11 protein-coding genes are annotated in these 12,391 nt (G+C 67.9%); 3 read left to right on the forward strand and 8 right to left on the reverse strand.

What is annotated here, in order from left to right:
- Position 1 precedes the first annotated feature (1 nt).
- The 3 genes from BS329_RS28700 to BS329_RS28710 are packed head-to-tail and all read left to right on the forward strand — an operon-like array spanning position 2 to position 3,032.
- Positions 2-1,222 carry an O-antigen ligase family protein gene (locus BS329_RS28700; protein ID WP_084750263.1) on the forward strand — a complete coding sequence of 407 codons (1,221 nt, stop codon included), beginning with the start codon at positions 2-4 and terminating at the stop codon, positions 1,220-1,222.
- Positions 1,219-2,400: a glycosyltransferase family 4 protein gene (locus BS329_RS28705; protein ID WP_076164321.1), complete on the forward strand. Its 1,182-nt coding sequence runs from the start codon at positions 1,219-1,221 to the stop codon at positions 2,398-2,400. The genes BS329_RS28700 and BS329_RS28705 overlap by 4 nt, the downstream gene beginning before the upstream one ends.
- Entirely contained in the window at positions 2,397-3,032 is a 636-nt protein-coding gene (locus BS329_RS28710; protein ID WP_076164322.1) for a phosphatase PAP2 family protein, read from the forward strand. The genes BS329_RS28705 and BS329_RS28710 overlap by 4 nt, the downstream gene beginning before the upstream one ends.
- On the opposite strand, the gene BS329_RS44730 is transcribed toward BS329_RS28710, so the two are convergent.
- The 8 genes from BS329_RS44730 to BS329_RS28750 all read right to left on the reverse strand — a co-directional run bounded on the left by BS329_RS44730 (position 3,016) and on the right by BS329_RS28750 (position 12,390).
- Positions 3,016-3,966, reverse strand: coding sequence for a hypothetical protein (locus BS329_RS44730; RefSeq protein WP_244197320.1), 951 nt, complete (start codon positions 3,964-3,966; stop codon positions 3,016-3,018). The two genes, BS329_RS28710 and BS329_RS44730, sit on opposite strands and share 17 nt — an antisense overlap.
- Before the next feature lie 154 nt (positions 3,967-4,120).
- Complete coding sequence (locus BS329_RS28720) at positions 4,121-5,566, reverse strand: right-handed parallel beta-helix repeat-containing protein (RefSeq protein WP_084750267.1); 1,446 nt, start codon at positions 5,564-5,566, stop codon at positions 4,121-4,123.
- A 56-nt stretch (positions 5,567-5,622) separates the two neighbouring features.
- Entirely contained in the window at positions 5,623-7,122 is a 1,500-nt protein-coding gene (locus tag BS329_RS28725; RefSeq protein ID WP_244197321.1) for a right-handed parallel beta-helix repeat-containing protein, read from the reverse strand.
- Positions 7,119-8,435, reverse strand: a complete 1,317-nt coding sequence (locus tag BS329_RS28730) for a glutamate-1-semialdehyde 2,1-aminomutase (protein ID WP_076164324.1) — start codon at positions 8,433-8,435, stop codon at positions 7,119-7,121. Before BS329_RS28730 ends, BS329_RS28725 begins: the two co-directional genes overlap by 4 nt.
- A gap of 4 nt (positions 8,436-8,439) precedes the next feature.
- Positions 8,440-8,988, reverse strand: coding sequence for a dTDP-4-dehydrorhamnose 3,5-epimerase (gene rfbC / locus BS329_RS28735; protein ID WP_076164325.1), 549 nt, complete (start codon positions 8,986-8,988; stop codon positions 8,440-8,442).
- Positions 8,985-10,172: a polysaccharide pyruvyl transferase family protein gene (locus BS329_RS28740; protein ID WP_076164326.1), complete on the reverse strand. Its 1,188-nt coding sequence runs from the start codon at positions 10,170-10,172 to the stop codon at positions 8,985-8,987. Before BS329_RS28740 ends, rfbC begins: the two co-directional genes overlap by 4 nt.
- Positions 10,169-11,119, reverse strand: a complete 951-nt coding sequence (locus tag BS329_RS28745) for a glycosyltransferase family 2 protein (RefSeq protein ID WP_076164327.1) — start codon at positions 11,117-11,119, stop codon at positions 10,169-10,171. Before BS329_RS28745 ends, BS329_RS28740 begins: the two co-directional genes overlap by 4 nt.
- Positions 11,116-12,390, reverse strand: a complete 1,275-nt coding sequence (locus BS329_RS28750; RefSeq protein ID WP_076164328.1) for an MATE family efflux transporter — start codon at positions 12,388-12,390, stop codon at positions 11,116-11,118. The genes BS329_RS28745 and BS329_RS28750 overlap by 4 nt, the downstream gene beginning before the upstream one ends.
- Between the last annotated feature and the right edge of the window lies 1 nt (position 12,391).

Consider the following 12,391-nt stretch of genomic DNA (forward strand, 5'->3'; position numbering starts at 1 on the left):
CATGCTCGATCCCGCGGTCCGGGCCGAAGCGGCGATTCGCCGGAGCACGCCCAAGGCGGTCGGTATCGCCTGGACGTTGCTGATCGTCAACACCCTGGGCTCGACCGGCGCGAAGACGGTCATCCCGCTGCCGAGGTCGGTCAGCCAGCTGATCACCATGGGCGCGCTGGGCGCCGCCTTCCTGATCGCGCTGGCACTCAACAGCAGGCTGCGGGTCAGGCCGAGCGCCTATCTCTTCCTGCTCACGCTGTTGCTGGTGCTGAGCATCGTCGCGAGCCTGAACCTGGAAGGCGGGTTCGGCGCGCTGTTCCGCTGCTTCCGGTTCACCCTCTTCCTCAGCACCCTGTGGTTGCTGACCCGCTGGTGGGACGGTGGTCTCGACCTCGTCCGCCAGCACATCCGCACCTACGGCGCGGTGCTGGTGACGGTGGTGATCGGATTCGCGCTGAGCCCGGGCAACGCGATGCCGTTCGAGTACGGCGGGCGGCTCACCGGAACGCTGTGGCCGTTGACGCCGCCGCAGGTCGGCCAGTACGCGGCCGTCGTCATCGGCCTCACGACCCTGTTGTGGCTCGGCGGGAAACTGGACCGGCGGAACGCGCTGATCGTCATCGTCCCGACCTTCGGCATCCTGCTGCTGACCCACACCCGCACCGCGATGCTCGGCCTGGTCGCCGGGACCATCGTGGCGCTGATGTCGCAATGGATGTCCAGCGCCCGGGCCCGCAAGGTGTTCACCGGACTGGTCCTCGGCGGGGTGTTCGCCGTGGTGGTGCTGGGCGGGCTGCTCCAGACGTGGTTCCTGCGGGGACAGTCCGAGGAGAACTTTTCCAGCCTCACGGGCCGGGCGAAGGTGTGGGACGCGCTGCTCGACGCGCCGCGCACGACGCTGGAGTACCTGTTCGGCGTCGGCCTGACCGACAAGTCTTACGACGGGCTCCCGATCGACAGCAGCTGGCTCGCGGTCTACCACGAGCAGGGTTTCGTCGGGATCGCGATCGTGGCGGCGTTCCTGCTCGTGCTGGTCGTGGTCGCGGTGCTGCGGCCGCCGTCGCCCGCCAGGGCGTGCGCGATCTTCCTGATCACCTACTGTCTTTCCGCCTCCTACACCGAGGCGGGCCTCGGCGACGCGTCGCCGTACCTGCTGCACCTGGCCCTGGCCGCGTCGCTACTGGTGCGAGTGCCCGCCGACGAACCCGAGTTCCTCAAGGAGACGGCGTGAAGGTCCTCGTGATCCACAATCGGTACAGATCCGAGCAGCCGAGCGGTGAGAACAACGTCGTCGACCAGGAGATCGCGCTGCTGGCCGAGGCCGGGCACGACGTCGGCCTGTTCGAGCGGCGCAGCGACGACATCGCGGAGATGTCCTTGCCGCGCAAGGCCGTCGTCCCGCTCCAGGTGCCGTGGAACCGCGCCGTGCGCGCGGAACTCGCCCGGCGCCTCGCCGACGACCGGCCGGACGTCGTCCACATCCACAACACGTTCCCGCTGCTGTCGCCTTCGGTGCTGGCCGCTTGTGCCGAGGCAGGTGTGCCGACGGTCGCGACCGTGCACAACTACACCCTGATCTGCCCGCCCGGCACGCTGTACCGCGAGGGCTACATCTGCACCGACTGCGTGGGACGCACGCCGATCCCGGCCGTGCGGCACGGGTGTTATCGCGGCTCGGGGCTCGCCACCGTGCCGATGGCCGCGAGCCTGATGCTGAACCGCAACCGCTGGTGGACCGGGGTTTCGCGGTTCTTCTGCATCTCGCGGGCGCAACGCGAGGTGCTGATCGCCGCCGGGATGCCCGCCGAGCGGCTCGCGGTGAAGTACAACTTCGTCGCCGATCCGGGCAAGACGCGCAAGGGCGCGGGGGAGCATGTGCTGTTCCTCGGCCGGATCACCGAGGAAAAGGGCATCGGCCTGCTGATGAAGGCCTGGGACCGGCTCACCGCGGTGGGCGGCCCGCTGCCGCCGCTCGTGATCGCGGGCACCGGTCCGATGCAGGACGAGGTCGCGCGCTGGGCACACGGCCGCGACGACGTCCGCTATGTCGGGCTCCAGTCCAAAGAGGAGTGCCGGGATCTGATCGCCCGCTCGAACGCCGTCGTCGCCCCCTCGGAATGGCTGGAGGCGTTCGGCCTGGTCGTGGTCGAGGCGATGGCAGCCGGTGTCCCGACCGTCGCCGCGGGCCACGGCGCCTTCCGCGAACTGGTGGAAGACGGCGTCACCGGCCTGCTGCACGAGCCCGGCGACCCCGAGTCGCTCGCGGCACGGCTGCGGGAGGTCGTCGGCGACGCCGAGCGGAACCAGGAGATGGGCTGGGCGGCCAGACTGGTGTACGAGCAGGAGTTCACGCCGAAGATCGGCCTCGAACGGCTGATCGGCGGCTACCAGGCCGCGATCGACGCGTGATCACTGGTCCGCCCGCACTCCCGCCGCGGGCGCGGGTCCCACTCTGGGCTCTGGGCGCCTTCGGTTTCCTCGTCGCCCTTGTCCTCGGCTTGCGCTATGCCGGGACCTCCCACACCGCCGGACTGGACGCCCTCGTGTTGCCGGTCGTCGACCGCGTCGAAGGCCCGCTCTGGTATCTGGCGACCGCGATCGACTTCGCGGGCGAACCGGTGGGCGCCGTGGTGGTGATCGCGCTGTTCGGCTGGCTGTGCCTGCGGCACCGGCGGCCGCGAATGGCGATCCTGATGGTGGTCGCCTCCGGGGTGACGGTGGCGCTGACCACCGGACTGAAACCCCTGACCGGCAGGCTGATCCACGGTGAGTTCCTTTCCTATCCCAGCGGGCACACGGCTTTCGCGGTGACCGTGGCGACGGTCGTCGCGCTGCTGGTGATCGACGTACGTGATCTCGGCCCTGTCGGCGGTGCTTGGGTGCTGGTGGGGCTGGTCGCGTTCGCGGGGCTCGCGATGGGGTGGGCCGAGGTGGCGCTGGGGGCGCACTATCCGACGGACACTTTCGGGGGTTTCGGGGTGGCTGTCGCGGTGGTGCCGGTGGTGGGGTGGGCGGTGGACCGGCTCACGCGGCCCGCATGACGGCCGGGCGAGGGCGAGCCTGCGCGGTCCGGAACGCGGCTTGAAGCTCGCGCTCGACCTCGTCCGGCTCAGTGCGCAGCCGGGAGGGAAGGGTCTGCAGCACGACGATCCCGGCGGCGACGTATCTCGCGTTGCGGGCCACGGTGGCGCGATGATCTTCGAGATTCGCGTGGTGGCGGTAGGAATCGATCTCCCAGGCGAAGGCGATCTCGTCGCACCAGAAGTCGGGAGTGGCGATGTAGTTGCCGTTCGCGTCGTAGATCGGGACGTTCCAGTGGCCCGGCGGAAGACCGGATCTTCGCCAGAGGCGCCAGGCGTCGGCCTCGGCAACGGATCTCGCTCCGGCGAGGAGCGGGGTCAGGGCCTTCCTGGGCAGCGCTGTTCCGGTGCGGCCTGCTTGGTCGAGTTCGTGGGTGAGCATTTCGGGGGTGCAGAAGCGGCGTTGGACCGACTCGGCCATCATCGCCTGGATTTCGTCTTCGTCGGTGAGTCTTCGGGCGGCGTCGATGACGGCTCGGGGGACCGGGGCGACCGGCAGATCTCCTCGCAAGTGAGGGCGGGGCAGCCGGTGAGTTCGCTCCACATGGGCGAATCCAGCATCGGCGACACCGCGGTTCGCCGGAATGAGGACATGGATCTTTTCTTGCCGAGGAACCCGTTCCAGGCCGTGGCGCCGCAGCGCCCAAGTGCCGGTGAGCACCGCGTTCCGCCTGGCATGGAGCACCACGGCGCGGACGCGGTGCTCGTCGGTCGGTGGACCGTTGCCGAGCAGTACGACGCCGGGCAGCAGCGTTCGCCAAGGGCCGTCCGCCGCGCATCGACGGGAGATGGTCCGGCGTGGCACACCGATCTGTTCGAGATCGGTCGCGCGGACCACTTCCGGCCGGTCCGGAGCGGTGAGCAGGGGGTCGGTTGTCCAGATTCCTCGTCGCACCGGAACATCGTGCGACAGAGCACCGACAATTTTCGCTCTCGGCTCGCACGAAAGTACCTTTCACGACCAAAAGGCCGTGACGATGTAGGAATTGGGACGTTCAACGTCCCAATTCCTACATCGTCGTGTGAGGTCCGAACCCGAGCGAGCCCCCTCAGCACCCGCCACCCCCGAAGGAGCTACAAGCGTCCTGTGAGTAAGGAGCCCCCTGCCACTCCGAGACCCCCAAAGTCCGCGAAGTGTCATGAACCACGAACCGCCAAGACCCGGAGTAAGCGTTGTCGTACCACCGATTCTCCTGCCGAAAGGTCACCGCGTCCGAAACGACGGCACCGCGGTAAGGCGACCACTCCGGATAAGTCCCGAAGTTCGCCAGGAGCGCCATCCGGCCACAAAGATCCGAACACTCCGACCCGTGAGAGAACTTGTTGCCGTGAATGGACACCCGCTGCGTCTTCCACCGGCAGTCGTCGTACAGCGGACGAGACGCGATCCCCGGCGCCGAACAGGACGATACCGCAGGGACCAAGCGAGTGCAGGAGCCGGACGAAGTGTTCGCCGGGCTGTTGCAGAAGCGGTCCGCGTTCTCCCATAGGGTGATTCCGGCCCAGTTGTCCTCGAAGACGTTGTCGACGATCTCCACCGAAGAAGTCCGGGCACGAATACGGGGTTCCCCGCCCGACTCGGAAAGATAGATCGTCCCGACCGGGAAATTGTCGCCACGTGCGGCGAAAGCGCGGCCCTGGACAAGCGTGTTCCGCCGGAAGGTGTTCCCGCGGACCACGAGGTTGTAGGAGATCTCGTAGAACAACGCCTCGGCTTCGTTGTCCTCGATCAGGTTGTCTTCGATGACGAAGTCGTTGTTGTTCGTGTCCGCCCACAGGCCCGCGCCGTGGTTGTGGTGGACCCAGTTGCCGCGGATGTCGGCGCCGTTCACGGCCCAGAATTTCGCGCCACCGCTGCAACCGCAGCCGGGGTTCCGCTTTTCCCAGTCGTCTGTGTTGTTCCCGGAGATCTCGTTGCCCTCGACGAGCAGTCCGGTGATCCCGTCGCCGGCGCGGTAGGCGTTGATGCCGTACTGCCCGTTGTTCCGCAGGCAGTTCCGCCGGATCTCCTGGCGCGGTCCCGCCATCATCGCGGCGCCGCGGTTGTCCTCGATGGTGTTGCCCTCGATGATCCAGTGTTCGCCGGAGTCGTGGTTCACCACGCCCTGATCCTGCGGCGCCGCGAAGCCGCGGATCGTGAGGCCGCGGATGACGACATCGCGCGCCTGCTGGGTGAACGCGTAGCGGTTGACGCCGCCACCGTCCAGAATCGCGCCGGGTGCGCCGAGGTAGGCGTTGCCGTCCTTCGGGATGACCTGGCCGAATTCGTCCGGATCCAGGGTGTGCTTGCCCCCGGCCAGCCAGAACGTCGTGCCGGCCGGGAGCTCGCGCGTCTTCGCGGACAGATCCGTCCCTGGTGAGACGACCACGGCGCCGTCGGGTTTCGACGGACTCGACGGTCCTGCCTCGCAAACCGCGACAGGAGCCGCCGAAGCCGGTAAGGCCGTGACGACCCCTGTCGCGAGCAGCGTCAAGATGACCAGGAACGCGGGCATACCCGAAACGGTAGGCCACTTCGGACCGTCTCAGATGGACACTTACAGGTGAACCTTCAGCACGTCATCGACTCTCCGAATCCGCTGCAGGTGTCCTGCAGATAGGGCGCCGCCTTCCATTGTTCCGCGGTCAGCCGCCGCGACGTGTCGTGGGCGACGAACGTCCATGGCCCGTAGTACTGGTTGTCGTACCAACGGTTGTCCTGCCGGAAGGTGATCGCCTCCGAGACCACCGCGCCCCGGTACGGCGACCAGGCCGGGAAGGTCCCGTAGTTCGAGAGCACCGCCATCCGACCGCAGAGGCCGAGACAGCCCTCCATCGTCGAATCGAACTCGAACGTGTTCTGGTGCACCGAAACGCGCTGTGTCTTCCATCGGCAGTCGCCGTACAGCGGTTCGGTCTTGATACCCGGATCCGAGCAGGCGGGCGTCGGCGACACCAGGGCCGTACAGGACAGCGTGGAGGTGTTGGCCGGGCTGTTGCAGAACCGGTCGGCGTTCTCCCACAGCGTGATCCCCGACCAGTTGTCGGAGAACATGTTGCCCCGGATGTCGATCTGACTGGTCCGGGCGGGCAGCCTCGGTTCTCCGCCCGATTCGCTGATGTACACCGCGGCGACCGGGAAGTTGTCGCCCTTGGCGGCCCGGGTGCGTCCCTGTACCAGCGCGTTGCGCCGGAACGTGTTCCCGACCAGTTCCAGGTTGTAGGAGATCTCGTAGAACAGCCCTTCCGAGGCGTTGTCCTCGATCAGGTTGTCCTCGATGAGGAAATCGTTGTTGTTCGTGTCGGCCCAGAGCCCGACACCGTGGTTGCCGTGGACCCAGTTGCCGACGATGTCGGCGCCGTTCACGGCCCAGAACTTCGCACCGCCGCTGCAACCGCAGCCCGGGACCTTCTTCTCCCAGTCACCGGTGTTGTTCCCGGAGATCTCGTTGCCCTCGATCACCAGATCGGTCAGCCCGCCACCGAACCGGTAGGCGTTGATGCCGTACTGCCCGTTGTTCCGCAGGCAGTTCCCGATCACCCGCTGGCCGGTCCCGGTCATCATCCCGGCACCTTCGTTGTCCTCGATGACGTTGCCTTCGATGGTCCAGCGTTCGCCGGAGTCGTGGTTGACGACGCCTTGATCCCGTTCGGCGACGAAACCGCGGATCGTCAGCCCGCGGATCACCACGTCCTTGGCCGGCGTGGTGAAGGCCGCGCGGTTGAGCCCGCGTCCGTCCAGCACGGCGCCGGGCGCGCCGAGGTAGACGTTGCCGTCCTTGGGCATCACCTGCCCGAACTGGTCGGAACTCAGGATGTGCGTGCCGGGCGCGAGCCAGAACGTGCTCCCCGGTGGGCTGAACCGGGTCTTGTCGGTCAGATCGATACCTGGTTCGACGACCTGGGCGCCTTCCGGTGCGGAAGGGACGCCGACGGTCGTGCCGCACACCCCTCGGGTCGGCTCTGGAGTCGCCACCGCTGTGGATTCAACGGCGACCTGGAGCAGTAATACCGACAGCGCGACGCAGAGCGCGCGCGAGCCGGCCGGGCGATGTGCGATCCCTAAACTCATACCCTTCTCCGAAATACCGGCTTCACCGGACGGCCACCCAGCCACGGCGCCGGATCATCCGCGTCGAGCGCTTTGCGATACACGAGGCAGGCCTGCGAGACCACTTCGACAGTCCGGTCGATGTCTTCTTCGGACAATGCGCTGCTGACCACGAACGACGGTCCGAGGATCCCGCCCGTGACCAGTTGCCGCAGGAACAACGTTCGGTAGTCCTGCGACGGTTTCTTCTCCGCGTCGAGCGTGCCGAAGACGAGGTTGCTCGCCCGGCCGCGCACGACGACGTGTTCCCCGACCCCCGCCGAGGCCGCGACTTCGCGGACCCCGGCGGCGAGCCGGTCGCCGAGCGCGTGCAGCCGCGCGGCGATGCCTTCTTCGGTGTAGGTCTCCATGACCGCGATCGCGGCGGCCAGCGAATGCGTCTCGGCGCCGTGCGTGGTGGACAGCAGGAAGACCCGCTCCCCGCCGGTACGGAGGCCGCCGAGTTCCATCAGTTCGCGCCTTCCCGCCAGCGCCGAGACGGCGAACCCGTTCCCGAGCGCCTTGCCGAACGTCGAAAGGTCCGGCGTGACACCGTAAAGCCCTTGCGCGCCGGCTTCGGACCAGCGGAAACCGGTGATCATCTCGTCGAAGACCAGTACGCAGCCGTATCGGTCCGCGAGTTCCCGCAGCCCGGCGAGGTAGCCGGGCGGCGGTTCGAGCTGGGTGGACGCCTCCAGGATCAGGCAGGCGATCCGGCCTTCGTGCTCCCTCAGCACCTGTTCCGTGGCCGGTAGGTCACCGTAGGGGAACGACACGGTCAGGTCGGTGACCTCGCCGGGGATGCCCGACGACATCGGCGTGGTGCCGATGAACCAGTCGTCGGTCGAGAAGAAGGCGTGGTCGCGGCAGATCGCCACCAGCGGCCTGCCGGTGGCCGCCCTGGCGAGCTTGACCGCGGCCGTGGTGGCGTCCGAACCGTTCTTGGCGAACTTGACCATCTCCGCGGTCGGAACGGTTTCGAGGAACTTCGCCGCCGCACGTTCTTCCACAATGGACGGACGGGCGAAGTTGGCACCCCGGTCGATTTCCCGGTGGGCGGCTTCGCTGACCCGCGGGTGCACGTGCCCGAGGCTGACCGCGCGCAGCCCCGAACCGTACTCGATGTAGGAGTTCCCGTCGACGTCCCAGACCTGCGCGCCGCGCCCGTGGGAGATGACCGGTGCCAGGTTCTCCGGGTACTGGTCATCTCCCTTGGCGTAGGTGTGCGCGCCTCCGGGGACCATCGCGTGGAGGCGCTCGTTGGCCCGCATGGACTGGGGAAGCTGACGGGTCATGCTCTCACCTCGTGTTCTGTGATACCGCGGAAAGCGGGAGGGCCCGGCGGTCCCGCTCCGAGACGAAGGCCGCCGGAAGCGGCCAGTCGATCGCCAGTTCGGGGTCGTCGTAGGCGATCGCCACGTCTTCGGACGGATCGTGCGCGCGGTCGATGCGGTAGGAGACGTCGGCGTATTCGGTGAGTGCCTGGAACCCGTGCGCGCACCCGGCCGGGATGTACAGCGAAACCTGCGTCTCCCCGGACAGTTCGAACGTCTCCTTGCCGAGGAAGGTCGGCGAATCCGGCCTCAGGTCGACGACGACGTCGAAGACGGCGCCCCACGAACACCGGACCAGTTTCGCCTCGCCCGCGCCCGAACGAAGATGCATCCCGCGCAGCACTCCTTTTCGAGACCGGGAAACACTGTCCTGGAGGAACCCGTTCGGGTCGATCCCGGCCGACCGGACGACGTCGGCGTCGAACGTGCGGCTGAAGAAACCGCGTTCGTCGGCGTGCGGTGTCGGCTCGAACAGGTACGCGCCCGCGATGGCGGGCACCGGGATGGTCTTCATCGGACTCCCATCGGCAGGAAGGCGGCCGACAGTTCGGCGAACTGCTCATCCAGCAGTCGTACTTGCTCCGCGCCGCGTTTCACCAGGGTTTCGGTCAGTTCGGCCGCCCGGCTTTCGAGTTCGGCGAACTGGCGCACCAGCCCGTCGAGGTCGATCTCCTTGGCGGACTGGCAGAACTCTCCGAGACCCAGCTCGGTCATGAGGACGTCGTTCTTGTGGGCGTACCCGATGGACAACGTCGGTTTCGCCAGTTTCAGCGCGCACAGCACGTTGTGGTACCGGGTGGCGACCACCGTCTCGACCGCCGACATCGCCAGCAGCACATCGTCCAAAGTGGCCGTGTCGGCGGCGGTGATCAGCGGGGAATCCAGTTCCCGCATGATCTCGCCGACCACCTGGCGGTCGGCCTGGTCGCCGATGAACAACCGCACCGGACGGCCGTCGGCGATCAGTCCGGCGACGAACCGGGTCAGCTTGTCCACATAGGACTCGTAGATCTCGTCGGCGCGGGCCCGGTCGTCGTTCCCGCCGTAGTAGGCCATCACCCCGACCCCGACGGCGCGGGGCAGCACCGGTTCCGACGGTGCCGGAAGGGCGAAGGCGAGATCGGGGTAGACGCGGTCGTTCGTGACGTCCACCCCCATCGCGCGCATCGCCTCGCGCGACGGCTCGTCCCGGTAGGACCGGAACGCCGCCAGCCGCGCGGCCCGGCCGATGATCGACCGGGTGACCCGGTGCGTGCTCACGCTGGCACCGACGCTCACCAGCGCCACCTTCGTGCCGACCACCTTGCCGGCCGCCGAAAGCAGCAACAGCATGTACGGGAAGCCCCAGGGCCGCAGGGGAAGGGTGGATTCGAGGACCCCCATCCCCGGCACGATCACCACGTCCTGGCGCCGCACCCACGCCGCCGTGCGGACGACGTCGACGAGTTTGCCGAATCCCTTCATGGCGACGGACAACGGCCCAGTGACCGTCCGGTACTCACCCTGGTACCAGTTCAACGCGGTCGTCTCGAGTCCGTAGCGCGACGCGACGATCTCCGGACCGCCGCACATCACACTGAGCGCGGCAGCGGGATGCTCCGCGCGCAAATACCCGAGAACCGCCTCGAAGGAACCGTCGTTGCCGAGATTCCCTGACCCGAGGAGACCGAACAGCCCGATTCTCACGGGCGAGCTCAAGGGACTCGTCCCTCCTGGCCGGCGACGACCGAGACCACGGAGACCGCACGCGGTCCGGTTTCGGCCTCGGCCTGGACCGGCATCCGGCCCATGGCCGGGTTCCCCGCCCGGTTCAGCATCCATTGCCGCAGGTACCGGAAGCACTCGCGCTTCTCGGCGCCGGAGATCGGCGCGTTGCGGATCGCGGTGACGTAACCCAGGACGTACTCGCCGAGCAGCCGGACCATCGGGTGGCGCAGCTTGTCGGCCCGCTTCGGGTCGAGGTTGGCCGCCCGCCTGCGCACGGTCGGGTGCTCGTGTTCGGAGCGGCCGGGGTGGTCCCGCCGGAAGTACAGCCAGTCGGGCACCTGGTGGAACCGGCCGTGCAGGGCCAGTTCCGAAATGATCGTGCGATCCGCGTGGTGGTAGCTGTCCAGCGGCGCGACGCGGCGCAGCACCTCGGTGCGGATGACCGCGCCGTCGTCGTCCCCGCCGGGCGCGAACAGCGTGCTGCGGAACCGTTCCGCGGCGTGCGGTGAGACCGTGTTGAGCGGGTACTCCAGCGCCTGCGTGACGACACCCTTCTCGTCGATCATCGCCGTCCACGAGTGCGAGAGGACGAACTCGGGATGTTCGTCGAGCGCCTCGACGCAGCGCTCCAGCAGGTCGCGCGCGTAGAGGTCGTCGTCGGAGGCCCATTTGAACAGCTCGCCGCGGGCGACGTCGACGCAGTAGTTGTGGTTGGGCGCGCAGCCGATGTTCACCGGCTGGCGCACGTAGCGAACGCGGGGATCCAGCTTCGCGTACTCGCGGCCGATCTCTTCGGTGCGGTCCGCGGACGCGTTGTCCGAGATGATCAGTTCGAAGTTCTCGTAGCTTTGGCCGAGGAGTGCGTCCAGCGATTCGGCGAGGTAGTCCTCGCCGTTGTAGACCGGGAGCCCGATGCTCAGCCGAGGAGCGGTGCTCATGACGTCCTCATTTCTTCCTTCTCCGAAGTCAGATGTTCCTTGAGCGCGGCATGCAGCTGGAGCCACCACACCGCCGACCCGCTGGTGATCGCCAACGCGACCCCCCATGCGGATCCGGACGCCCCGGCCAAGAAGGCGCCTATGAGCCCGAAACAGACGTAGCCTGCCGAGTTGATCAGCTGGGCGCGAAGGCTCCTTTTCGCAGCGCCGAGCGCACGCAATCCGGCGGCCGCCCCGGTGTTGAATCCCGCGGCGGCGATGCCGATGGTGACCGGGAGGATCAACTGTGAGGCGGGATCCCAGACGTCACCGAGCACGAACCGGCCGGCGTCGTCGGGTACCAGAAGCAGGGCGAGACCCCAGAGCAGGGCCGCGACCGCCTGGCCCGCGCCGAGAACGGCGCAGAAGTTCCGAAGGCGATGCGGGGCCCGTTGGAGCACCCGTGCGCTTTCGGCCACCGTGACCAGGGAAAGGCCCATCAAAAGGGCGAAGAACGGTCCGAGCAGCAGTTCGGCGCCGCGGACCGCGCCGACACTCGCGAGCCCGGCGATCGCGCCGAGCCCGTACATCCGCAGCTGGGTCGAACCGGCGTTGCTGACGTTCTCGACCACGTACCGGGCACCGAGGTCGCGGTGTCGTTTGAGCCATTCGAGCGTGCCGCGCGGATCCGGCCGGACCCCCGCCTGCAAGGCGCCGTATCCGGCGGCGACCGCCCCGGACAGACCCCACGCCAGGATGAACGCGACGACCGTGTCGAACCACCGGTGCGCGATGAACAGCGCCGGGATCAGCGCGATACCCCAGACGACGTCGTTGACGAACGCCTTCTTCCCGTGCCCGGCGGCGAAGAAGGTGAACCGCCAGGCGTCCTGCAGCAGCAAGGTGGGGATGACGATCCCGAGCGCGACGAACGCGCCGCCGATGGGGCCACCCACCACGAGACCGGCGAGCACACTGATGACACCGGCGACGACACCCGCGGAGAGCGCCGTCCCGGTCGCCTTGGCGGTCGCCGTCCGCCAGGATCCGGTGGACACGCCGGAGAACCGCACCATCAGCGGATCCGTCGTCAGCCCGCGCGAAAGGTTGAGCACCACGCCGTAGCTGACCCAAGCGAGGCTGAACATGCCGAAGGCGAACGTGCCGAGCGAGCGCGCCACGAACAGCCCGACCACGAAGTTGGTGATGCTGGAGACGGCCTGGTCGCCCAAACCCCAGCTGAGCCGTCCGGCCATGGCCCGGACGGCTTGGGAACGCAGAAGTGATCGCATC

This window comes from Amycolatopsis coloradensis, from assembly GCF_001953865.1.
Classification (GTDB): Bacteria; Actinomycetota; Actinomycetes; order Mycobacteriales; family Pseudonocardiaceae; genus Amycolatopsis; species Amycolatopsis coloradensis.

Bases quoted from the DNA above. Each gene is read 5' to 3' on its own strand.
- BS329_RS28725 (WP_244197321.1), bottom strand. From the start codon at position 7,122: ATGAGTTTAGGGATCGCACATCGCCCGGCCGGCTCGCGCGCGCTCTGC.
- BS329_RS28745 (WP_076164327.1), bottom strand. From the start codon at position 11,119: ATGAGCACCGCTCCTCGGCTGAGCATCGGGCTCCCGGTCTACAACGGC.
- BS329_RS28750 (WP_076164328.1), bottom strand. From the start codon at position 12,390: ATGCGATCACTTCTGCGTTCCCAAGCCGTCCGGGCCATGGCCGGACGG.
- BS329_RS28720 (WP_084750267.1), bottom strand. From the start codon at position 5,566: ATGCCCGCGTTCCTGGTCATCTTGACGCTGCTCGCGACAGGGGTCGTC.
- BS329_RS28700 (WP_084750263.1), top strand. From the start codon at position 2: ATGCTCGATCCCGCGGTCCGGGCCGAAGCGGCGATTCGCCGGAGCACG.
- rfbC (WP_076164325.1), bottom strand. From the start codon at position 8,988: ATGAAGACCATCCCGGTGCCCGCCATCGCGGGCGCGTACCTGTTCGAG.
- BS329_RS28730 (WP_076164324.1), bottom strand. From the start codon at position 8,435: ATGACCCGTCAGCTTCCCCAGTCCATGCGGGCCAACGAGCGCCTCCAC.